Here is a 23,044-nt window from a genome sequence, read left to right on the forward strand (position 1 = left end):
CCCCGATCCGTGCCGTCACGCGACCTGCCGGTAGCCGGTCGATGTGGAGGCGCTGCCACTGGTGCGGAAGGCGCGCAGCCGCGTCGCGATCTGTTCGGATTCGCTGGTCAGCGCCTGGCTGGCGGCATTGGCCTGCTCCACCATGGCGGCATTCTGCTGGGTGATCTGGTCCATCTGCCGCACGGCGCTGTTGACCGCCTGCAGGCCCGTGGCCTGTTCGGCGGTGGAGGCCCGGATCTGCGCGAAGACGGCAGAGACTTCCACAACCTGCTCCACAATGCGGTTCAGCGACTGCGCAACCTGGTTGACGGAATTGACGCCGTCCTCCACCTGCTGCTGCGATTTGGCGATCAGTCCCTGAATGTCCTTGGCCGCATCCGCGCAGCGCTGGGCGAGAGCCCTAACCTCGGCCGCAACAACGGCAAAGCCGCGCCCGGCGTCGCCGGCTCGGGCCGCCTCGATGCCGGCGTTCAGCGCCAGAAGATTGGTCTGGAACGCGATCTCGTCGATCACGCCGACGATCTTGCCGATGCTGGCGGAGCTTTCCTGAATGCTGGTCATCACGTCGATGGCGTGCTCCACCACCGCACCGCTCTGCTCCGCATTGCCGCGCGCGGCCATGACCACGGAATTGGCCTGGTCCGCCCCTTCCGCCGTCTGCCGCACCGTGCGGGTCACCTGCTCGACCGCGGCCGCCGTTTCCTCCAGGCTGGCGGCCTGCCGCTCCGTGCGCCGGGCAAGGTCGTCGGCCGCAGTGGCGATCTCCTTGGCACCGATATGGATCTGGCTGGCCCCGGCACCGATGCCGCCGATGGCGCGGGCAAGGTCGGCGATCGCTGCGTTGAAATTGTCCCTGAGACCGGCATAGGCCGGCGGCAGATCGGCTGTAATGCGGGCCGTGAGATCGCCCTCGGAAATCCGCTTGATGGCGGCACCGAAACCGGCGGTCACGGTCTGCCGCTCGGAATCCTGCACCTGATCCGCCACCTTCGCCTGCAGCGACGTATCGACGGCCTCGTTATACACGGAGATGGCAATGTCCATATCCAGCATCAGCGCCTTGATGACCGCGCTGATCCGCTTGGCCACCACCTCCGGCCCCTCATCCTTGCGGGCAAAGAATCCACCCTTTGGCCAGTCGGCCTTGAGGATCTCGGTCACCAGATGCTCAGCAATCATGGCGTAGCCGCCAATGTACCAGCGCGGCTCAAGGCCGATCCGGGCGTGAATCCGGCCGATCTTGCTCACCCGCTCGGCATAGGCGGCATCGAAACCTGCGGAAGACAGGGCATTCCAGTGCCCGACCTGTGCTGCCTTTGCCCCCGCCATGTGGCTGTCAGAGGAGAAGAAACGGGCAACCTCACCGGTCTCGCGCACACGCTGGTAGAACCGGTCGAGTGCGATGGGCAGTGCCTTCTCGATCAGCGGCTTCAGGCCAACAAGGGCGCCGCGCATCTCGGCGTCCAGGCCCATGAAGGACAGACGCCCCTCGATATCGGTCTTTCCGCTCGTCGTCTGCACCTTATCCGTGGACATGCCCTCTTCCCACCGTCTTCAAAATGCGATGCGTGCGGTGCCCGGCTTCCTGGTCACCGCCGGCATGCGCTCCATCTGCAGGTCTTGGTAAACAAATGCTAGTCAAGCATTCTAAAGGAATGCTTACCTCCCGCCGGAACCGAGGCAGCAAGCAACCGCCCATGTCAGAGCACCTGTCCGGCCTCTCGTGATAGCGCCGGGCATTGACGCCCGCCGGCGGCGCGCCACCGGATTTCCGGGAGGCGGGCCGCCAGTTCAGCGTTCAGGCAGCGCGTGTCTGAAACCAGGTCTTGCGCACGAGGCTGCCGGACGCGCGCGCCGGCAAAAGACGCATCACCTCGGCCGCAAAGGCCTCGGCATTTTCGCGGGCCTTGGCAATGTTGCCGGAGCCCTTCTCGTCCATCATCTGCAGCGTCCCACCGAGCTCGAAAAGATCGCGGTATGCGGTCCGCTCGACGATCGCCGTATCGAGCACGTTGACGCCCCGGCTGGCCAGCAGCTGCTTGATCACCTGCATGGCGCGGGTGGTAACGATCGAGTTGACCCGGGTCAGCACGACGGAGTGGGCAATGTTGATGCCGTCGCGCATCTTCATCTGCTGCAGGATTTCGAGGACCTGCGCGCCCCCGCGCGCGTCCATGGCACAGCCCTGGACGGGGATCAGCACGTGATCGGAAAGACCGAGAGCAGTTGCCAGGAGCGTGTCGCGCTGGCCGGCGAGATCGATGATGAAGATGTCGGTCTGGCTGCGAAGTTCGCGAATATGCGTCTGGAGCGAAGCCGGGGTTACATGCGAAATGACCGTGATGTTGGCGACCGCGCCGGAGACTTCTGCCCAGCTGGTGATCCACTTCTGCGGATCACCGTCCAGGATCACCACGCGCTTGCCCTGACGGGCACAGTCCATTGCAAGAAGAAGGGCCGCTGTGGTCTTGCCGGCGCCGCCCTTGGTGTTGGCGAAAGAGATTACCGCCATAGTGTCATGCCTCGCTGCTGGAGCATCAGCCCGTCATCGCTGTTTCGGAGCACCGCTGTCCCTCATGGCGCCCGTTAACAAACTTTTCCATGACATGGTTAACAATTCGGAAAACCCTGCTCCCGAAATATGGTCGGTGCAAATGGCAAATCATTGTAATTTGGGGAAAAATGCACCCGACGCCCTCCCCAGTTCTGGGGAGACGGACGCTTGGCGTCCGCCAAGAAAGCGCTGCGCGTTAACGGGTCGCGCCCTCGAGAAGGTCACCGCGCGACCCTCGAAAACAGAAGGACGAGAAGGGCGCCCGAACCTGGCTCCCGCCGTCGGCATCCATCAGGGCCAGAACGTCATCGACATACTGCGCGACATTTGCCCGGGCATTGGCAAGGTTGCCGCCCATATCCTGCGGCAGTGACGCCAGGTCGCCCCCGTGGTCGAACACTGCGCGATAGGCGCCTCGTTCCACCAGCGGCGTATCCAGCACACGCACCTTTGCAGCCCGGAGCGTCTCGATGGCACGGCGCAAGGAGCGGGTTGCGGCGATCGGGCTGACACGACTGAGCAGGATCGCCTGCCGCACGGGAGCATGGGCGTTCTCCGCCACATAGCGCACGAGTTCGAGAGCCCGCGACGCGCCGCGCGCATCCATGGCCGAGCCCTGAAGCGGCACGAGAACGAGATCCGAAAGGCCGAAGCACATGGCTGCGAGAATATCGCTCGCCCCGGAAAGGTCGATCACAACCACATCCGTGTCGAGGCGCAGCCGCCGCAGCAGGTTCGGCAGTCCCGCAGTCGTGATCTTGTCGATCACGGGCGGCTGTGTGGCGGAGCGCTCCAGCTGACGCCACTGCGTCAGATGCCCCTGGGGATCGCAGTCAAGCAGAACCACCGAGGCCCCCCTGCCCGCCAGCTCCGTCGCGAGAAGCAACGAAGCCGTCGTCTTTCCCGAACCGCCCTTCATGTTGGCGATGCCAACCACCCTCATCGAGTTCACTTTCGCCCTAGAACGCCCCACGTCGCGAGAGGCCGATATCCCGCTCGCATGACCGTTTTCCATTATGTGAATGAGAACGGTTAAGCGAAGCTTTTGCAAGTCATAAAATTAGCCGGCAAAATTCTATATCGATGCTATCGGGGGTCGAAATCCCGCCCGGCAAGGCGGTTGCGGCATGCCGCAAAACGAGAACACCGCGCAGGTTGCCCTGCGCGGTGTGACAAGAACGGCCTTATGTATCAGGCGGTGACGCACCCTCGCGCGTCAGATCGTCTCGTGGAACAGGGCCTTGGCCGAATCAAGCGTCAGCTCGACAGGATTGCCGCCGGCCGTCGGATCGACGATCGCCATCGCGGCCATCTCGTCGATACGGTCCGTGCCGACACCGAGGGCGGAGAGCTTTTCGGGAATGCCGAGTTCAGCGCGCAGCGACAGCACATAATCGGCAAAACCGTCGAAACCGCCGGAAATGCCGAGATAGGCAGCCGCAGCCGCAATCTTCTCCTCGATGGCCGCGCGGTTGAAGGCGAGCACGGCCGGCATGACGACGGCATTGGTCGTGCCGTGGTGCGTGTTGTAGAGCGCGCCGACCGGGTGCGACAGCGAGTGGATCGCGCCGAGACCCTTCTGGAAGGCGACAGCGCCCATGGCGGCGGCCGACATCATGTGGGCGCGCGCCTCGATATCCGTGCCGTCCTTGAAGGCGCGCGGCAGGTATTCCTTTACGAGCCGCATCCCTTCCAGCGCGATGCCGGCCGACATCGGGTGATAGAAGGGCGAGGAATAGGCCTCCAGGCAGTGTGCGAACGCATCCATGCCGGTGCCGGCGGTGATCGCCTTCGGCATGCCGACCGTCAGTTCCGGATCGCAGATCGTCACTGCGGGCAGGAACTTCGGATGGAAGATGACTTTCTTCGTGTGTGTCTCGGAATTGGTGATGACCGAGGCGCGGCCGACTTCCGAGCCCGTACCGGCCGTGGTCGGCACGGCAATGATCGGCGCGATGCCCTCGATCGAGGCACGCGTCCACCAGTCGCCGATATCCTCGAAATCCCAGACGGGGCGCGACTGGCCCGCCATGAAAGCAACGGCCTTGCCGAGGTCGAGGCCCGAGCCGCCGCCAAAGGCGATCACGCCGTCATGGCCGCCATCCTTGAAGGCCTTCACGCCGGCGGCGAGATTGATGTCGTTCGGGTTCGGATCGACATCGGCGAAGATCGCCCGGCCGAGGCCTGCGGCCTCCAGCACGTCCAGCGCCCCTTGCGTGATCGCCATGGACGCGAGGCCGCGGTCCGTGACCAGGAGTGGCTTCTTGATGCCAACGGCCTTGCAGTGGTCGGCCAGTTCCTTGATGCGGCCCGCGCCGAACTTGATGGCGGTCGGGTAGCTCCAGTTTGCGGTGATGCTCATTAGAGTGCTTTCCTGAAATGATAGGACTTCGGACGGGTCAGGTTGTGGAAACCGATGACGGAGAGCGAGCCGCCACGGCCCGTTTCCTTTACACCGGTCCAGCAGAGCGCCGGATCGAGATAGTCGGCGCGGTTCATGAAGACGGTTCCGGTTTCAAGATCGGCGGCGATGCGGTCGGCACGCTCGGCGTCCCTGGTCCAGAGCGAAACGGTGAGCCCGTATTTGCAATCGTTCATCAGGGAGAGCGCTTCGGCATCGCTCTTCACCTTCATGATACCGACGGCAGGGCCGAACGTCTCTTCCGTCATGAAGTCCATGGAGTGATCGACATCAACGAGCACCTGCGGCGCGACATAGGCGCCGCCATCATCGGCCGGGAAGAGCTTGGGATCGACAAGCGCCTTCGCGCCCTTGGCAACCGCATCGGCGACCTGCTGGCGCACGACGGCGGCAAAGCGCTTGTGCGCCATCGGCCCCAGCGTCGTCTCCTGCTCCAGCGGATTGCCGAGCTTGTAGTTCGAGACCCACGCGACCGACTTCTCCACGAAGGCGTCGTAGAGGCTCTCATGCACATAGACGCGCTCGATGCCGCAGCAGCACTGGCCGGAATTGTAGGTCGCGCCATCCATCAGCGTATCGACGGCAGCGTCGAGATCGGCATCCTCCATCACATAGCCCGGATCCTTGCCGCCGAGTTCAAGGCCAAGACCGGTGAAGGTGCCGGCCGCGGCCCGCTCGATAGAGCGACCGCCCTCGACAGAACCGGTGAAGTTGATGAAGTCGAAGCTCTTTTCGGCAATCAGCGCCGACGTCGTGGCGTGATCGAGGAAGATGTTCTGGAACACGTCATCGGGAACGCCGGCCTCGTTGAAGGCGCGCACCATGCGCTCGCCGACGAGAAGCGTCTGGGCGGCATGCTTGATGATGACGGTGTTGCCCGCCATCAGCGCCGGCGCGATCGTGTTGATCGCGGTCATGTAGGGGTAGTTCCACGGCGCGATGACGAAGACGACGCCATGTGCCTCACGCAGGATCCGCCGCTCGAAGCGCTCGCTCTCCTCCACCACGATCGGCGCAAGCGCCGATGCAGCGATGTCAGCGACATAGTTGGAGCGCTCGTTGAAGCCCTTGAACTCGCCACCATAGCGCACCGGACGGCCCATCTGCCAGGCAAGCTCCGGCACGACCTCATCGACCATCTCGTTCAGCCGCGCAACACCCTTCAGCACCAGCTGGACACGCTCCTCCAGCGGCCGCTTCGCCCAGGCCTTCTGGGCCTTGCGGGCGCGGGCCACCACGGCGCGGGCCGCCTCCGGGCTGGCTGCCGGCCGCTCGGCATAGACCGAGCCATCCACCGGCGAAATGCATTGTATCATCGTCGTCATCCGTCTCTCCTTCGGCCCGTGGCGCCTTTGCCTAACAGGCCAGTACCTTCACATGTCCCGCCGCGCCATAGGCCAGAATGGCGCGGTCCCGGGTAATGATCGTCAAATCGTTCTCACGCGCGGTGGCGATCAGGATCCTGTCCGCCGGATCGCCATGGACGGGTTCCGGCAGGAACGAAGCGGCGACCAGAAGATCGGGCGTCGGCAACAGCACCTCCACGTCGAAGCGAGCCGCCACCACACGAAACCAGGCGAGTGGCTCGCGCTCCAGCGATAATCTGCCCTTGGCCACCAGCATGCCGATTTCCCAAGCCGAGAAGGCCGACAGAACGATCTCGTATGGATGGGAGGGCAGGTTGCCGAGCAGGCCCCTCACCGCTTCCGACACCGGCTCGTCACGGGCAATAAACAGCATAGCGCACGTGTCGAGCAGATAGCGCTCAGTCATCGTAAACCTTCGCCCATTCCGGATCTGCAGGTTCGGTGAGATCTACCCCCGGTGCGACGGTGATTGTCCCCTTCATGCACCCACGCACGCGCTCGTAAAAGCTCAGCCCATCGTCGAGCCATCGCGCAGACCCACCCTCACGGGCTTCCGGTACCAAGGCGTCCATCACCAGCGGCTCCTGTCCGCGTTCAGCAAATCCGTCCGCATCTCCCCGCCGGCGCGACGCAATCTGCACCAGCGGCACTCCGAGATAGTCGGCAATGCCATCCTGCTCCTCCGCGCTCATCTTCCGCTCGCCCCGCAGCATGCGCGAGACCGAACTCGGATCGAGGTCGAGGAAGCGGGCGAGATCACGCACCGAACTGCCCTTGGACTCCAGCTGTTGATAAAACCACGCACTGTCGATCATGAGATAATCTCCACAGACGCTGCGATTATATCATCAACCGCATCAGGGCCGCAACGCGCCCCTCACGCCCGCTCGAAGCCGCGCGCCACCTCCCAGTCCGTGACGCGACGGTCGTATTCTTCCTGCTCCCAGCGCGCCGCGCGGGTGTAGTGGTCGATGACCTCGTCACCGAAGGCCGATCGCAGCATGGCCGAACCGGTCATGAATTCGGTCGCATCGCGCAGCGTCTTGGGAATTTCGCGCACGCCCTTGCCGCCATAGGCATCGCCCACGAAGGCCGGCTCCAGTTCCAGCTTGCCCTCGATGCCGGCAATGCCGGCCGCCAGCAGCGCGGCCATGGCAAGGTAGGGATTGAGGTCGGAACCGCCGACGCGGCATTCCACGCGGATGCCCTTCGTGTGGGCGCCGCACAGGCGATAGCCGGCCGTGCGGTTGTCCATGCTCCACACGGCCTTGGTCGGCGCGAACGTGCCGGCCATGAAGCGCTTGTAGGAGTTGATGTAGGGGGCGAGGAAATAGGTGATCTCGCTGGCATGGGTAAGAAGCCCGGCCACGTAGGACTTCATGAGGCCCGACATGCCGTGTTCGTCGTCATGGTCATAGAAGAGCGGCTTGCCCTCCAGTGACCAGAGAGACTGGTGGATGTGCGAGGAGGAGCCGGCGGCCGAATAGTTCCACTTGGCGAGGAAGGTGATGGCCTTGCCGCGCGACCAAGCGATTTCCTTGCAGCCGTTCTTGATGATCGCATGCCGGTCGGCCATGGTCAGCGCCTCGGCATAGCGCACGTTGATTTCCTCCTGCCCGGCAGATGCCTCGCCCTTGGAATTCTCCACGGGAATGCCGGCGCCCTGCAATCCGTTGCGGATCGCCCGCATCACGTCCTCTTCCTTGGTGGTCTGGAAGATGTGGTAATCCTCGTTGTAGCCGCTAACGAGGCGCAGATCCCGGTAGCCGTTCTCACGCGCGTCGTCATAGGTCTGGTCGAAGAGGAAGAATTCGAGCTCGCTCGCCATGAAGGCCTTCATGCCCATGGCCTCCAGCCGCTTCACCTGCTTCTTCAGGATGGCGCGGGGCGAATGGGGCACTTCCTCATGCGTGTGGTGGTCGAGCACGTCGCAGAGGACCAGTGCCGTCCCCTCGAGCCAGGGAATGCGCCGCAGCGTCGACAGGTCCGGCTTCATCGTATAGTCGCCGTAGCCCGCCTCCCAGCTCGTCGACTTGTAGCCCGACACCGTCTCCATCTCCATGTCGGTAGCGAGCAGATAGTTGCAGCTGTGGGTCTCCTCATAAGCGGAGTCCACGAAATACTGGGCGTGGAAGCGCTTGCCCATGAGACGGCCCTGCATGTCCACAAGCACGGCCAGCACCGTGTCGATGCGCCCGTCCGCCACGTCGGATTTCAGATTGTCGAAAGTGTAGGATGTTGTCATCGGCACGGATCCTGTCTTTGGCCGCCGAAGCGACCGAGCGTAGAGGCCAACGCAGACGCGTTGGGGCATGATGATGGTGGCGGGCGCGCCCTGCGCCCGCCCTTCTTTGACGATGACGTTTACGCCTCGCCGACGGCTCGCTCCGCGGCAGCGATCTCGGCGGCGCGGCGGGCCACTTCGTCACCGATGGGCGGCCCCTTGAAGCGGCGCTGTTCGAAGCCGATCCAAACGATGCCGCTGAGCACCAGGAAGCCGACCGTGACGTAGAGCGCCGCACCATTCGGCGGCTGCACGCCGAGGACGAAGATCAGGATCATCGCCAGCACCGTCAGGAAGGCGAAGAGCTTGAACACGCCTGCACCGAGGTTCCAGGGCCCCATCTGCGACCACTTCGACGTGCCGTAGGCAAACAGCCCCAGCGTGATCGGAATGGCGAAGGAGAAGAACAGGAAGATGACGGTGCAGGACACGACGATCGTGTAGACGGGCGTGTCACCGATCGAAATCAGCGACGACCCCCAGACGAACAGAACCGAAAGGATCGAGCCGGTCCAGATGGCCGAGACCGGCGTGCGGAATTTGGGGCTGACCTTTGCCAGCGCCTTCGATGCCGGCAGGCCGCCATCGCGCGAGAAGGCGAAGATCATGCGCGAGACGGACGTGACGGTCGCAAGGCCGCACAGCCACTGGCAGACGAAAATCGCGAGATAAAGCACGTCCTTCACGAACCAGTTCACCTGCGTCTCCATCGCCCAGAAGAAGACATTCCAGCCCTGCGCGGCCGCGGCGGTCATGCCGTCGGTCGCGGTGCCGTCCGCCAGGGTGGCCTGGGTCGGGATCATCAGCACGAAGGAGCACAGCATCACATAGCCGAAGAGCGACGACCACAGGACCGAGGAGATCATGCCGCGCGGAACGGAAGTCGCCGCCTTAATCGTCTCTTCCGACGTATGCGCGGAGGCGTCATAGCCGGTGATCGTGTAGATCGGCAGGAGAAGCCCCAGAAGGAACACCCAGGTGCCCGACGTTTCCGGCCAGACATTGCCGCCGGCAGCACCCGAGAAGTTGGAGAAGGTGAACAGCCGGCCGATGTCGTAGGCATCCGCCGAGGCGAGGCAGGCGAGCGAAAGCAGGATGGCCGTTGCAAAGATCAGGTAACCCGAAAAGTCCGTGAGCTTCGCCGTCAGGCCGATGCCGAGATGGTTGACCAGGGCCTGTGCACCCGTAATGACCACGAGGAAGAGGATGCGGAACGTCGTCGTGTCTTCCAGCCCGAGATAGGGCGTGCCGAAGGCGCCCATGAAGAAGTAGTAGGTGCCGACATTGATAGCGCCGAGCACGGTGACGAGGCCGAGCAGGTTGAACCAGGCCGTCAGCCAGCCGGTAAAGCGGTTTCCGAGAATCGAACCCCAATGGTAGAGGCCGCCGGCGGTGGGATAGGCCGACGAGATCTGCGCCATCGCGACCGCGAACACGGCCGAGACGAGGCAGCCGACAGGCCAGCCGATGCCGATGGCCGCGCCGCCCGCGCCCGCCGTCGCCTGCGCCAGCGAGTTGATGCCGCCCGAAAGAATGCAGATGATCGAGAAGGATACGGCAAAGTTCGAGAACGAACTCATCCGCCGTTCCAGTTCCTGCGCATAGCCCATGGAATGCAGGACCTGCAGGTCAGCATGCTTGTCGACTTCGTTATAGTCCGACATCGTTTTCCCCTGTTCCGAAGGCCCCGGCGGGATTGCCGGAAGCTTCTTGCCGCCCACCCGGCATCAGCCGGATCGACGCTCCATCCGCGGACATGCCGCTCCCCGGGTCGTTCTTTTTAGGTGAGGTCTGCCAGGCTCTGGCCCAGCAGCCCCGTCAGAAAGTCGGCCACGACCCTGGCACCGCTTTCCGTTCGTATGAGATCGTTTCGCACCTCGATCATGACATTGGCCAGATCGTTTTTCAGCCCGTGCTGGATCAGTGTGTGTGTGACGCCGTCCGTCGGCCCGTATGGCTCGTTGCGCCGCACGATATAGGCCGCGCCCGCCCCCTCCGCAGCCTTCAGCATCCGGTCGGCCAGACGGCTGTCGGCGTCATGCAGGATACCGATTTCCACAGTTCGATAGCGGCCGAAATAAACCGGCGTAAAGCTGTGAACGGTCACCAGAACGGGTCTGCGCCCCGCTTCCAGACGCCCGCGGATGAGGTCGCGCAGTCCACCGGCAAAGGGCAGGTAGATCTCCTCGATCCGGGCCTGCCGGGCTTCTGCCGAAAGGGCGCGATTGCCGGGAATGTCGTAGATCTCGCTCACGACAGGCATGGCGCCCTCAGCCTCGGGCGGCCTGTTGCAGTCATAGGCAAGACGCGAAAAGCGCTGATGGATAAGCGTCGCGTCTAGGGAAGACGCGACGAAGCGCGCCACATCCAGCGCGCCGGGATCCCAGGCGATATGGCTCTGCAGCGCCTCGTCCGAAAGACCGAGCGTGCCGAGAGCGGCGGGCAGCACGCGCGACGCATGCTCGCAGACGACGATGACGTCGCCGCGCGCGCCGACGTTCTCGATAGCGACCGCAGGCCCTTCGTTGTCCGTCAGAAGTCGCATCGCAAACCGGCTCCCCTTCCGTGTTCACTCTGAAAAGAATTCTTCACAGATTCGTGTCTGTCAACCGAAATCCTGAAACGATCTCTTCAAGCACGGGGGGATTGACTTGAATTGTGACAGCGCGGATTAATCTGTCACAAAGCCAGCAAAGACCGGCATCAGGGGGAAAAACGTGACCGCAACGGCCACCAGTATGACGGTGTCGGACGTGATTCATGCGCGGTTTGACGCGCTGACGCGCGCCGAGCGGCAACTGGCCGAAACACTGCTCGACAACTACCCGGTCTCGGGTCTCGGCAGCATCACCACGGTTGCCGAAAACGCGCGGGTCTCCACGCCAACGGTGGCCCGGATGGTGCAGAAGCTCGGTTTTCGCGGCTTTCCCGATTTTCAGGCGCGCCTTCACCAGGAACTCGAAGCGACGATTTCGAACCCGATCGCCAAGCATGACCGGTGGGCGTCCAATGCCCCGGGCACCCATGTGCTCAATCGCTTTGCCGATGCCGTGATGGCCAATATGCGGGAGACGCTGGGCCAGATCGATCCCGCCGACTTTGACGCCGCAACGGCCCTTTTGGCCGACCGCTCGCGTCAGGTCTTCATCGTCGGCGGCCGCATCACGCACGCGCTGGCGCAATATCTCTTCACGCATCTCCAGGTGGTTCGCCAGAAGGTGACCCACCTCGCCAACTCGCCGAGCGCCTGGCCGCATACCATCATCGACATGCGCCCCGGCGATGTGCTCGTGATCTTCGATATCAGGCGCTACGAGCAGGAGATGGAGACCTTTGCCCGCATCGCCAGGGCGCGCGGCGTGGAGATCGTGCTCTTCACCGACCGCTGGGCCTCCCCGATTGCCAAGATCGCTGCCTTCAGCTTCCGCGTGCACATCGAAGTGCCATCGGCCTGGGACAGTTCTGTCGTCAGCCTCTTCATCGTCGAGGCGCTGATCGAGGCGGTGCAGAGCGCAACCTGGGACGAAACACGCGAGCGCATGAAGGGGCTGGAGGAACTCTTCGAGGCGAGCCGCCTGTTCCGCAAACCGCGCCCGGAGGCCGCTCCGCCGGACCTTAGAGGTCCGGCACGAACCTGAAAAAGCCTGTCATATCGCCTTCATACAGCCTCACTATCAGCAATCCGAACCTGTCAACGGGCATTAAAAAGGGAGAACCCGAAATGTCGAACATCCGCCGCCTGCTCTCGCTGTCGACCGCCATGGTCGTGGCAAGCTCTGCCATCGCTTTCGCCGAGCCGAGCGCCGAACTGATCGAGGCTGCCAAGAAGGAAGGCATGCTGACCACCATCGCCCTGCCCCACGACTGGTGCGGCTACGGCGACGTCATCGCCTCCTTCAAGGCCAAGTATCCGGAAATCCAGGTCAACGAACTGAACCCGGATGCCGGCTCGGCCGACGAAGTCGAAGCCGTCAAGGCCAACAAGGACAACAAGGGCCCGCAGGCTCCCGACGTCGTCGACGTCGGTCTCGCCTTCGGCCCGCAGATGAAGGCTGAAGGCCTGCTGCAGCCCTACAAGGTCTCGACCTGGGACGAGATCCCGGACAGCATCAAGGATGCCGAAGGCTACTGGTACGGCGACTATTACGGCGTCATGTCCTTCATCGTGAACAAGGACCTCGTCGCCAACACGCCGAAGGACTGGGCCGACCTGCTGAAGCCGGAATACTCCGGCCAGGTCGCTCTCGCAGGCCCGCCACTGACATCCAACCAGGCCATCCTCGGCGTTCTCGCCGCCGGCCTCGGCAAGGGTGCGAAGGCTGGCAAGGACGCCGGCGAAGCCGGTCTCGCCTACTTTGCCGAACTGAACAAGGCCGGCAACTTCGTTCCGACCGTGGGCAAGGCCGGTACGCTGGCGCAGGGCTCCACGCCGATCATCATCGCGTGGGACTACAACGCGCTGTCCTGGGCCAAGACGCTGAACGGCAACCCGCCGACGGAAGTCGTCGTTCCCGCCACCGGCGTTCTGGCCGGCGTCTACGTGCAGGGCATCTCCGCCTACGCCCCGCATCCGAACGCTGCCAAGCTCTGGATGGAACACCTCTATTCGGACGAAGGTCAGCTCGGTTGGCTGAAGGGCTTCTGCCACCCGGCCCGCTTCAACGCCATGGTCAAGGCCGGCAAGGTTCCGCAGGAACTCATCGACGCCCTGCCGCCGGCTGCATCCTATGAAAAGGCCTACTTCCCGACACTCGAGGAAGTGGATGCCAACAAAGCTGCCGTCACCGGCGGCTGGGACAAGACGGTGGGCGCCAACGTCCAGTAAGCCTTCCTAAAAACCGCCCCGGCCCCGGCCGGGGCGGTTCTGCATTGAAAGTGTCGCATAAGGGCCGGTTGTTCTGGGCGCCGTCTGTCACAGACGGCGACAAGCAAGAGACCGTTACGCGGTCCTCCCATCGGCAATCAAAGGTAAAAGGGATGTCAGACAAACAAGCAGGCGCCATATTGCGCGGCGGACACCAGACCGACAATGAACCCGCTGTGCATCGTCCTCGTTTGCCGCTTGCCTGGATCGGCGTTGTCCCGTTTGCGCTTTTTTCGTTGCTGTTTCTCATTCTGCCGACGATGAAGATCGTCATTGGCGCCTTCCAAACCCCAGACGGCGGCCTGACCTTCGACAATATCAGGGGCCTTTTCACCGACTCCATTCTGGCAGCCTACTGGATATCCATCCGCATTTCGGTTGCTTCAGCGGTGCTAGGCTGCCTCATTGGCTTTGGCATGGCTGCGGGTATCGTGCTGGGAGGGCTGCCGAAATCGCTGCGAAGCCCCCTGCTCACCTTTTCTGGTGTGGCATCAAATTTCGCCGGCGTGCCGCTCGCCTTCGCGTTTCTGGCCACGCTCGGACCAGCAGGCATCATCACCATTTTCCTTCGATCGCAGTTCGGTATCGATCTGCGTCTTCTTGGCTTCAATCTGATCTCCTTCTGGGGACTGACGATCACCTACCTCTTCTTCCAGATCCCGCTGATGATCCTTATCATCACGCCCGCCTTGGATGGCTTGAAGAGAGAGTGGCGTGAAGCTTCCGAGATTCTCGGTGCCACAGGTGCGCAGTACTGGCGATATGTCGGCTTCCCGATTCTGTTGCCGTCGTTGCTTGGTACCTTTGCTCTGCTGTTTGCCAACGCGTTCGGCGCCGTCGCAACGGCCATTGCATTGACCGGTTCCTCGCTGAACATCGCGCCCATCCTGCTCTACGCGCAGATCCGCGGCGACGTGCTCGGAAATCCCAACCTCGGCTATGCGCTGGCCTTCGGCATGATCGTCGTCACCGGCATTGCCAATGCGCTCTACATCTGGCTGCGCGCCCGCAGCGAAAGGTGGCTGAAATGAAGCGGTTCTTCGCCTGGGGCGCCCTGATCTTCGGGCTGCTCTATTTCTTCCTGCCGCTGATCGGCATGACCAACTTTTCGCTGAAGATGCGTCGCGGCGTCTATTCCTTCGATGCCTATGCGGTGGTGTTGAACGACCCCAACTTCCAGGCCACCTTCAGCTATTCCGTGATCATGGCCGTCGTCACCATCATCTTCGGTGTCGTCCTCGTGGTGCCGACCGCCTACTGGGTGCGCCTCAAGCTGCCGGGCCTGCGCCCCTATATCGAGTTCGTGACACTGCTTCCCCTGGTCATCCCGGCCATCGTCATCGTCTTTGGCTATATCCGCCTCTACAACACGTCGAGCTGGCTGCCGCTGACGGGGACCTCCATGGGCACCAACATCCTGCTGATGTTCGGCTATACGACGCTCGCCCTGCCCTACATGTACCGCGCCGTCGATACCGGCCTGCGCACCATCGACGTGGCGACGCTGACGGAAGCGGCCCAGAGTCTCGGTGCCGGCTGGACGACCATTCTCGGCCGCATCATCCTGCCGAACGTGCTGGTCGCCGTGCTCTCCGGCGCCTTTCTCACCTTCGCCATCGTGCTCGGCGAATTCACCATGGCCGCACTTTTGAACCGGCCTGCATTCGGACCCTACATGCAGCTGCTGGGCGCCAACCGCGCCTACGAGCCGGCCGCACTCGCCGTGATCGCCTTCGCCATCACCTGGGGATGCCTCGGCCTGATCCAGCTCGTCTCCCGACTGCAGAAAAGCGCCCCTCCCAAGGCCTAAGGATATCCCATGAGCTTCCTAACCCTCACCCGTCTCCAGAAGTCCTTCGGCCAGACCCGCGTCGTCCACGACTTCAACATGGCCATCGAAAAGGGCGAGTTCATCTCGTTTCTCGGCCCGTCGGGCTGCGGCAAGACCACGGTTCTGCGCATGATCGCCGGCTTTGAAACGCCGACCGGCGGTTCGATCACCATCAACGGCAAGGACCAGACGTCGCTGCGCCCCAACCAGCGCAATATCGGCATGGTGTTCCAGGCCTACGCACTCTTCCCGAACATGAACGTCTTCGACAATGTCGCCTTCGGCCTGAAGGTCGCGGGACGGCCCAAGGCCGAGATCGAGGCACGGGTGAAGGAAATGCTCGACCTCATCCATCTCGGCCACCTCGCAGACCGCTATCCCTACCAGATGTCCGGCGGCCAGCAGCAGCGCGTGGCGCTCGCCCGCGCCCTTGCCCCCAAGCCGGAAGTGCTGCTGCTCGACGAGCCGCTCTCCGCCCTCGACGCCAAGATCCGCGTGTCGCTGCGTGAGGAAATCCGCCAGATCCAGCAGCGCCTCGGCATCACCACCGTCTTCGTCACCCACGACCAGGAAGAGGCCCTGTCGATTTCCGACCGCATCGTGGTCATGAATGCCGGCCGCGCGGACCAGATCGGCGCACCGTCCGAGATCTACAACCGCCCCGCCACCCGCTTCGTCGCGTCGTTCGTGGGAACGCTGAACCTCATCGAAGCCAAGGTGATCGATCCCGCCGTCAACAGCGTCGAGATCGGCGGGCAGACCATCACGCTGCGCGAGCCGCTTGGCCCGGTCAAGGCGGGCGACACCGTCTCGCTGGCGCTGCGCCCGGAAGCCGGTTCGATTGCCGAGGGCGCCAAGGGTGATACGGCGCTGACCGGCGAGGTCGTCTCCACCAATTTCCTCGGCTCGGTCATCCGCAGCCGTATGCAGGTCGGCGCCAGCGTGATCTCCTTCGACATGTTCAACGCGCCCGGCCTTGCCGTGCCGCAGGTTGGCGAAACCGCGACGCTGCGATTCACCGCAAGCGATCTGCTGGTCATCCGCGACTGAGGATGTTTTTGCGCCACCGCCCGCGGGCGGCGCAAAATTCTGTCGCGAATTCCTGCTGCAATGCCGCATCGGCATTTGCTTCCATCGATTTTCCCTCTTAAGATCATGGCGTTCTCAGGGCGGGGCGGAATTCCCCACCGGCGGTATCGGGCGGCCTTCGGTCTGCCCGGAGCCCGCGAGCGCCGCTGGCTTTCCAGGCCAGCGGGTCAGCAGATCCGGTGCGATGCCGGAGCCGACGGTTAATAGTCCGGATGAAAGAGGACAGCATGGTGACGTGAGCGAACTGGCCCTGACGGGCCAGCGCGTCGTGCCATGATGTTCGCCCAGGGTCCCAGTCGCCGGTCAAAAGCCGGCTGCGTCAACGGCAAACCCTGAAAGGCCACTTGAAATGACCATTCTCTCCAATCCCTCCACCAAGATCGCCATCGTCCGCGCCCGCTGGCACACGGGCATCGTCGACCGCGCCGTCGACAGCTTCGTCGCCGAATGGAAGGCGCTCGGCGGCAACGAGGCCGACGTGAAGATCTTCGACGTGCCCGGCGCGCTCGAAATCCCCCTGCACGCCCAGACCCTCGCCCGCACCGGCCGCTTCTCCGCCGTGCTCGGCGTTGCCTTCGTCGTCGACGGCGGCATCTACCGCCATGATTTCGTCGCCGGCACCGTGCTCGACGGCCTGATGCGCGTGCAGCTCGACACGAACGTGCCGGTGCTCTCGGCAGTGCTCACCCCCCACAATTTCCAGGAGTCGGAAGCCCATATCCGCTTCTTCGAGGACCACTTCGTCATCAAGGGCCAGGAAGCCGCGCGCGCCGCCTCGCAGATCCTGCAGGCCCGCGCCAACCTTGCGCTTGCCCACGTCTGATCAGAACGACCCTGCCGCTCAAACGACGACGCCCGGCATCGCTGCCGGGCGTTTTCCGTTGGCCATTCGGGAGGATCGGAGGGCAAACGGGAATTCTGGGACACGCCGGGGGCTGACTCGTCGGCGGTTGCGGTCCGGCGCGGCGCGCGACCCGAAGGCCACTGCGCCGCGCCCGTCCTGGGAGATGGCTTATGCTGACTTGCCGGCATCCAGCCGGTTGATGGCATCGACATTGCCGGCCGAAGAGCCCTGAGGATCGAATTCCGACTCCAGCCACTTGTCCACGATCGCCTTGGCAAGCTCGGGCCCGATCACGCGCGCACCCATGGTGATGATCTGCGCGTTGTTGGACTTGGCAGCCCGCTCGGCCGAATAGGTGTCATGCGTCAGAGCCGCGCGAATGCCCGGTACCTTGTTGGCGGAAATGCATACGCCGATGCCCGTCCCGCAGATCAGGATGCCGCGTTCGTTTTCGCCCGACACGATCGTGTCGGCCAGCCCCTTGGAGAGATCGGCATAAAAGCCGGACTGGCTCAGGTTCTTCACCTCGAGCCCCGCCTTGGTGGCGAGATGGGCTTCGATGATGTCGAGAAGCGGCTTGCCGGCGCTGTCGGCTCCGATGGCGATTTTCATGGCTGTTTCCTTCCTGTTTTGTTGTTGCGGCGCCGTCTCAGAGAGCGGCCGCGCATCTGTCGAGAATGTCGAGATAGCCGGCCACGTCCAGCGCCGATCGGCCGATGAAGAGGCCGTCGATATGCGGGCAGCCGATCAGTTCGGCTGCGTTGCCGGGATTGACGCTGCCGCCGTAGAGCACCGGGATGCGCCGCCCGAGAACGGCCTCCGCCACATCCGCGATCTTCGCATGCCGCTCGTCGGCATAGTCGGACGTCGCGGGAATACCGTTCACACCGATTGCCCAGACCGGCTCGTAGGCGAGCAGGATGGACTTCGTCTTTGCGTCGGCATCGAGGAAGGCGAACGCGCCTTCCACCTGCCGCTTCAGCACCGCATCCGCCTCGCCTGCCTGCCGCTCGGCCAGCGTCTCGCCGATGCAGACCAGCGGCACCAACCCGTGGCGTACCGCCGCTGCCGTCTTCCTTCCGACGCCCTCGTCCGTCTCGTTGAAGAACTCGCGCCGCTCGCTATGGCCGAGTTCCACGAGATCGAGATTGCAGTCCTTCAGCATCACCGGCGAGACCTCGCCCGTCCAGGCGCCCTCATCGTCCCAATGCATGTTCTGCGCACCGACCTTGACGCTCGTTCCGGCCAGCCGCTCCTTCACCTGCCGGCAGGCGGTAAACGACGGGATGATGAAGCGCTGGATGCGCGCGTCACGCCCGCCATCCGCCGCCGCCAGCCCGTCGGCATAGGCCAGCGCCTCCGCCAGCGTCTTGTTCATTTTCCAGCTCGTGCCGACCCACAGCCCGTCCTTGCTCATGCCGCTTCCTCTCCCGTATTGGTCTTTTCTGTCATCTCGCCGACGCGGATCAGGGCCACACCGGCCTCCACCAGTTGCTGGGCCTGCCGTTCCGGCAGTTCCGCCCCCGTCAGCACCGTGTCGAAGGCCGCCAGCGGCGTATAGAGATGGATCGCCGAGCGGCCGAACTTGCCATGGTTCACCATCAGCACGGTCCGCGTCGCCGACGCCATCATCCGGCGCTTGGCCTGCACGACCTCCTGGTCCTGATGGAAGGCCGTCACGCCATGCACGGCGGATGTGGAAAGAAAGGCGATGTCGGCCCTGAGCGCGGCCAGCGCCTCCTCCGTCACGATGCCGAAGAAGCCGTGGAATTTCTTGGAATACTGACCGCCGAGGCAGATGACCTCGATGCCCGGCGTGCCGCAGAGCGCATCGACCACGCCGAGATTGTTGGTGATGACGGTGAGAGGCCGAATGTCCTTCAAAAACGCCGCCACCCCGCCGGCCGTCGAGCCGTCGTCGATCAGCACGATCTGCCCCGGCTCCACCATCGAAGCCGCATGCGCCGCCAGCCGCCGCTTCTCCGCGGTCGCGATCTTCTCGCGATATCGGAAATCGCTCTCGAACTGCATGCTGGATTGCAGCGAGGCGCCGCCATGGACCTTGCGCAGGAAACCGCCCTGCTCCAGCTCGTCCAGATCGCGGTGAATGGTCATGCGGCTGACGGCAAAGCGCTGCGAAAGGTCTTCGACCGTCGCCGCTCCCGTCTCCATCAGGACATCCATGATGCCCTGCCGCCGCTCTTCCGGCCTCATCCGCTGATCCTCCCGCCGCCTCTCCTCAGGCGACGGATGTGACATTACAGGAGATCACGTGATGATGAAACAGAAAAATGGGATTTTGTGATGATGTAATGCGATATTTGTCACAGATGGTGTGATGATGGTGTTGCAACGCTGCGGAGAAATGACCGTCGACGCCCTTTCAGTCATGCTCGGGCTTGACCCGAGCATCCAGGCCCACTCTCCGCGCACGCGGCGTGGATCCTCGGGTCAAGCCCGAGGATAACGGTGGAGAGGGAGCCGCGTGCGCTCCGATGCGGACGTCACATGCATCGTCGCGTCAGGGCTGACGACAGGCAATCCTGCACGGAAAAGCAGATGTGATCTTTCACACCGCTTCATCCCAAACGAATCCGTCCGCCACGAAATCCGGCACCGCGCCGTGCTCGGCAAAGAGCGCCGCCCGCTCCGCGTCCGAGGCATCCGCGAGAATGCCGGTCGTGACGAGCAGCGAGGAAAGCCCCGCCCCGGCTGCACCCGCGATGTCGTGCTCGATACTGTCACCGATGCAGCAGATGCGGCTGGCGGGCGTGGCGCCCAGGAAGTCGCGGGCCACCGCGTAGATGTCGGCAAAGGGCTTGCCGATCCAGCGCACGGTGCCGCCGAGTTCCTCGTAGAGTTCCGCGATCCGGCCGGCGCCAAAAGCGGTGCCGTCGGCCGTTAGCATGATCTTGTCGGGGTTCGTGCACAGGCACGGCACGCCGCGCTTGGCCGCCGGCGCCAGCAGCGCCTCGTAGTGGGAGAGCGGATGGATGTCGCCCTCGCTGGCGGCAAGCAGGATGACGTCGGCCGACGCCCCGTCTGCGACCCGGTCGATCATTAAGCCGTCGATCGGCGACGTGTCGCCGTCGCGGCTGATCAACAGGCAGCGCTGCGGAGGCTTGCCCTCTCTGGCCCCCTGCTCGGCCTTCAGCAGTTCGTAAGCCACCTCGCCGGAGGTCAGGAACCAGTCCCAGCTTTCAGGGTCGAAGCCGAGCTTGGCGAGGCGCCGGTCGTTTTCGATCGACCGCTTGCCGGAGTTGGAGAGGATGACGATGCGCTTTCCCGCCGCCTTCAGCCGCGACAGCGTCTCGGCTGCCAGCGGATAGGGTCCGCGCCCGTCGCGCAGCACGCCGAACTGGTCGATCAGGAAGGCATCGAAACGGTCGGCCAGCGCGCCGACCCCCGTCACGCGCTCGGGCTTCGTGTCGGTCATGTCAAACAACTCCTGCTTCGCGCGCGCCCTTCAGCGCCAACCGCGCCGTACCCGCGGCAGCCTCCTGGCTTTCGGCGCCCGGCATGGGGCAGCCGAGCCGCCGTTCGCGAATGCGCGACCAGACCGGGTTCCTGGCACCACCCCCGACACTGCGCACCGACGCGAGCGCCGGACTTCCGAGCGAAACGAGCCGGCCATAGGCCAGCGTCTCGATCGCGGCAATGCCCTCGAAAATGCCCTTGAGGAAATCCGCATCATCCGCCGGCCGCGGCTCGAGACGGGGCTGAAGGGCCGGATCGTTGATCGGAAAGCGCTCGCCCGCCTTCACCAGCGGATAATAATCGAGCCCGCTATCGGTTTCAGGGTCGATACGCGCCGAAAGCGCGGCGAGATCGGCATCCTTCAGAAGCGTGGCGAGAACGATGCCGCCAGTATTCGAGGCTCCGCCCGCCAGCCAGAGATCGCCGATCCGGTGGCTGTAGAGCCCGTATTCGGGCGCAAACAGCGGCTTGTCGGAGAGCATCTTGACCGTCAGCGTCGTGCCGAGCGCCGAGACGCCGTCACCCGGCCGGTCGGCCCCTGTCGCAAGGAAGGAGGCGCAGCCATCCGTCGTGCCCGTGACGATCACCACATCACGTGGCAGGCCGAAGGCATCGGCGGCATTGGGCGAAATCTGCGCGATCGGCGACCCCGCCGGCAACACGTCCGGAAGCAGATCGCGCGGTCCACCGGCCGCATCGATCCAGTCCGGCCAGAGCCGCGCCACCGGGTCGTAGCCGGTCTTCAGCGCATTGTTCTCGTCCGAGACGTCGTAGAGACCGGTGAAGTGGCCCGACAGCCAGTCGGCCTGATGGATGATGCGTGCCACGCCGTCGATCCCGGCGAAATACATGGCCTTGGCGAGACCCGACGTTGCGCCATGGGCGGCGCTGTCCTTCGGCGCATGGGCGGCGATGCGCGCAAGGATCGCCTGATCTTCGACGGGATCGTTGTACATCAGCGGCTGGGCCAGCGGCGCTCCATCTTCGGAGACCGGCAGCATGGTGCCGGACGTGCCATCAATGGCAAGGGCCCTGACGCGGGCGGGATCGATGGCTGCAACGACTGTGACGAGCGCTGCCTGCACCGCCTTCCACCAGGCGACGGGATCGCGGTGATCGTCGGAAAAGCCGGAAAGCTTCGCCGCGCCCTCCGCCACGATCGCGTGGTCGGGCGTCATCGCGACGGCACGCGCACCGGAGGTGCCGACATCGATGCCGATGACGAGAGGATCGCGCGTCATATCACTGTACCGAGGCCGTCTTGGCGGCATTCAGCTGCTGGCGATACTTTTCCGCATCCCAGTTCAGCAGTTCGCCATTCTCCGCATCGGTAAAGATGCGCAGGCGCGCGCTTTCGGGAATGCGCGAGGTGACATCGACAAGGCAGCGCGCCATGGCAGCCGCACCGGCCGAAATGTCGCGCGCCACCAGCACGCCCTTGCCCGGGAAGAGGATGAGCGGCGTCGGCGGCTGAAGCTCGGTTTCCAGACGCGCGGCAACCGCCGCTGCCGTCTCGCCGGGTCCAGCGATAACCACGCCCTTGCCGAGAAAGATCACATGATCGGGATAGAGGCTGCCGCTCGCCGCGATCCGGCAGCTGGCGAGATCGGTCGCAACCCCGTGCAGAGCCTCGTCGTCCGGCAGGCGAAAATTGCTGTCGACAGCCAGCCGCGACAGGGCGTCGAGATCCGGCGAAGGCGCGGCACGCCGCTCCTGCCTCAGCCGCGCCGAGATATCGCGCAGCAGAGCCTCGGCGTCAGCCACCGTATCGGCAGCGACCGCAAGACCGTGATTGCCGAGAATCAGCACCGTCGTATCCGACTTTACCCGTGCGGCAATGGCGCGGGCGAGCGGCAGGCCCGGCCGGGCATAGGGCACGAAGGCGTAGGGCACGCCGGCAAGCCGCTCGGCCAGCACCGCCTCCGCATCGGCACGAACCGCAATCGCGATCGTCTCGACGCAGTGGACATGCACCACTACCTTTTGCGGCAGCAGACCGTGCACCGTCGTCTCGATCGACGGGCGCAGGCCCGACGGGTTGAGATCGGCGATCACGTGTTCCTGCGCCTTCTCGGCACTCGGATGATCCTCGGCGACGGCCGCAAGCAGGGTGGAAAGCCGCACCGGCACCAGCATGTTGCCGGCGCGCGCATTCATCAGCCAGAGGCCGGAGGCCTTGATCCACAGCGTGTCGCCGTCCTTCAGCGAGGTATTGCCCCCGGCCCCCTGCACGAGGGCGGGATCCGCGCCCACCCGGGCGGAGAGATCGATGAGGGCATCGAGTTCGGAAGACTGCATCAATAAAGCTCCGC

The 23,044-nt window shown here is 64.0% G+C and carries 22 protein-coding genes and 1 riboswitch; of the genes, 6 read left to right on the forward strand and 16 right to left on the reverse strand.

The window, feature by feature from the left end; genetic code table 11:
* Positions 1–15: 15 nt before the first annotated feature.
* The 10 genes from ACED18_RS05670 to ACED18_RS05715 all read right to left on the reverse strand — a co-directional run bounded on the left by ACED18_RS05670 (position 16) and on the right by ACED18_RS05715 (position 11,172).
* Entirely contained in the window at positions 16–1,536 is a 1,521-nt protein-coding gene (locus ACED18_RS05670; RefSeq protein ID WP_377289820.1) for a methyl-accepting chemotaxis protein, read from the reverse strand.
* Positions 1,537–1,798: 262 nt separating this feature from the next.
* A complete protein-coding gene (locus ACED18_RS05675; protein WP_377289822.1) occupies positions 1,799–2,512 on the reverse strand; it encodes an AAA family ATPase in 714 nt (237 codons plus the stop codon).
* A gap of 238 nt (positions 2,513–2,750) precedes the next feature.
* Complete coding sequence (locus ACED18_RS05680; protein WP_377289824.1) at positions 2,751–3,497, reverse strand: AAA family ATPase; 747 nt, start codon at positions 3,495–3,497, stop codon at positions 2,751–2,753.
* Between the two features lie 273 nt (positions 3,498–3,770).
* Positions 3,771–4,916, reverse strand: a complete 1,146-nt coding sequence (locus tag ACED18_RS05685; protein ID WP_377289826.1) for an iron-containing alcohol dehydrogenase — start codon at positions 4,914–4,916, stop codon at positions 3,771–3,773.
* Positions 4,916–6,301, reverse strand: coding sequence for an aldehyde dehydrogenase family protein (locus ACED18_RS05690; RefSeq protein WP_377289828.1), 1,386 nt, complete (start codon positions 6,299–6,301; stop codon positions 4,916–4,918). Before ACED18_RS05690 ends, ACED18_RS05685 begins: the two co-directional genes overlap by 1 nt.
* Before the next feature lie 31 nt (positions 6,302–6,332).
* Entirely contained in the window at positions 6,333–6,749 is a 417-nt protein-coding gene (locus ACED18_RS05695) for a type II toxin-antitoxin system VapC family toxin (RefSeq protein ID WP_377289830.1), read from the reverse strand.
* Positions 6,742–7,158 carry a helix-turn-helix domain-containing protein gene (locus ACED18_RS05700; RefSeq protein ID WP_377289832.1) on the reverse strand — a complete coding sequence of 139 codons (417 nt, stop codon included), beginning with the start codon at positions 7,156–7,158 and terminating at the stop codon, positions 6,742–6,744. Before ACED18_RS05700 ends, ACED18_RS05695 begins: the two co-directional genes overlap by 8 nt.
* Positions 7,159–7,220: 62 nt before the next feature.
* On the reverse strand, positions 7,221–8,588 hold the full coding sequence (locus ACED18_RS05705) for a glutamine synthetase family protein (protein WP_377289834.1): 1,368 nt from the start codon (positions 8,586–8,588) through the stop codon (positions 7,221–7,223).
* A gap of 119 nt (positions 8,589–8,707) precedes the next feature.
* Positions 8,708–10,291 carry an amino acid permease gene (locus ACED18_RS05710; protein ID WP_377289836.1) on the reverse strand — a complete coding sequence of 528 codons (1,584 nt, stop codon included), beginning with the start codon at positions 10,289–10,291 and terminating at the stop codon, positions 8,708–8,710.
* A 116-nt stretch (positions 10,292–10,407) separates the two neighbouring features.
* The gene (locus ACED18_RS05715) at positions 10,408–11,172 is read right to left on the reverse strand and encodes an N-formylglutamate amidohydrolase (protein ID WP_377289838.1); all 765 of its coding nucleotides are present in this window, start codon (positions 11,170–11,172) and stop codon (positions 10,408–10,410) included.
* 193 nt (positions 11,173–11,365) lie between these two features.
* On the opposite strand from ACED18_RS05715, the gene ACED18_RS05720 reads away from it, so the two are divergent.
* The 6 genes from ACED18_RS05720 to ACED18_RS05745 all read left to right on the forward strand — a co-directional run bounded on the left by ACED18_RS05720 (position 11,366) and on the right by ACED18_RS05745 (position 17,234).
* Entirely contained in the window at positions 11,366–12,265 is a 900-nt protein-coding gene (locus ACED18_RS05720) for a MurR/RpiR family transcriptional regulator (protein WP_377291063.1), read from the forward strand.
* Between the two features lie 83 nt (positions 12,266–12,348).
* Positions 12,349–13,452: an ABC transporter substrate-binding protein gene (locus ACED18_RS05725; RefSeq protein ID WP_377289840.1), complete on the forward strand. Its 1,104-nt coding sequence runs from the start codon at positions 12,349–12,351 to the stop codon at positions 13,450–13,452.
* Positions 13,453–13,604: 152 nt separating this feature from the next.
* A complete protein-coding gene (locus tag ACED18_RS05730; protein ID WP_377289842.1) occupies positions 13,605–14,522 on the forward strand; it encodes an ABC transporter permease in 918 nt (305 codons plus the stop codon).
* Positions 14,519–15,301 carry an ABC transporter permease gene (locus tag ACED18_RS05735; protein ID WP_377289844.1) on the forward strand — a complete coding sequence of 261 codons (783 nt, stop codon included), beginning with the start codon at positions 14,519–14,521 and terminating at the stop codon, positions 15,299–15,301. The genes ACED18_RS05730 and ACED18_RS05735 overlap by 4 nt, the downstream gene beginning before the upstream one ends.
* A gap of 9 nt (positions 15,302–15,310) precedes the next feature.
* Complete coding sequence (locus ACED18_RS05740; RefSeq protein WP_377289847.1) at positions 15,311–16,372, forward strand: ABC transporter ATP-binding protein; 1,062 nt, start codon at positions 15,311–15,313, stop codon at positions 16,370–16,372.
* Between the two features lie 106 nt (positions 16,373–16,478).
* Positions 16,479–16,639, forward strand: a riboswitch (FMN riboswitch).
* 121 nt (positions 16,640–16,760) lie between these two features.
* Positions 16,761–17,234, forward strand: coding sequence for a 6,7-dimethyl-8-ribityllumazine synthase (locus ACED18_RS05745; RefSeq protein WP_149737634.1), 474 nt, complete (start codon positions 16,761–16,763; stop codon positions 17,232–17,234).
* Between the two features lie 189 nt (positions 17,235–17,423).
* Here ACED18_RS05745 and ACED18_RS05750 read toward each other — a convergent pair whose 3' ends face one another.
* The 6 genes from ACED18_RS05750 to ACED18_RS05775 form a co-directional block, all read right to left on the reverse strand.
* The gene (locus ACED18_RS05750) at positions 17,424–17,867 is read right to left on the reverse strand and encodes an RpiB/LacA/LacB family sugar-phosphate isomerase (protein WP_377289849.1); all 444 of its coding nucleotides are present in this window, start codon (positions 17,865–17,867) and stop codon (positions 17,424–17,426) included.
* A gap of 37 nt (positions 17,868–17,904) precedes the next feature.
* On the reverse strand, positions 17,905–18,672 hold the full coding sequence (locus ACED18_RS05755; RefSeq protein WP_377289851.1) for a triose-phosphate isomerase: 768 nt from the start codon (positions 18,670–18,672) through the stop codon (positions 17,905–17,907).
* Positions 18,669–19,469, reverse strand: a complete 801-nt coding sequence (locus ACED18_RS05760; RefSeq protein ID WP_377289853.1) for a DeoR/GlpR family DNA-binding transcription regulator — start codon at positions 19,467–19,469, stop codon at positions 18,669–18,671. The genes ACED18_RS05755 and ACED18_RS05760 overlap by 4 nt, the downstream gene beginning before the upstream one ends.
* Positions 19,470–19,824: 355 nt before the next feature.
* On the reverse strand, positions 19,825–20,691 hold the full coding sequence (locus ACED18_RS05765) for a TIGR01459 family HAD-type hydrolase (protein ID WP_377289855.1): 867 nt from the start codon (positions 20,689–20,691) through the stop codon (positions 19,825–19,827).
* 1 nt (position 20,692) lies between these two features.
* A complete protein-coding gene (locus ACED18_RS05770; RefSeq protein WP_377289857.1) occupies positions 20,693–21,973 on the reverse strand; it encodes an FGGY-family carbohydrate kinase in 1,281 nt (426 codons plus the stop codon).
* A gap of 1 nt (position 21,974) precedes the next feature.
* The gene (locus ACED18_RS05775; RefSeq protein WP_377289859.1) at positions 21,975–23,033 is read right to left on the reverse strand and encodes a class II aldolase/adducin family protein; all 1,059 of its coding nucleotides are present in this window, start codon (positions 23,031–23,033) and stop codon (positions 21,975–21,977) included.
* Positions 23,034–23,044 lie beyond the last annotated feature (11 nt).

The organism is Rhizobium sp. SG2393, assembly GCF_042610495.1.
Classification (GTDB): Bacteria; Pseudomonadota; Alphaproteobacteria; order Rhizobiales; family Rhizobiaceae; genus RU20A.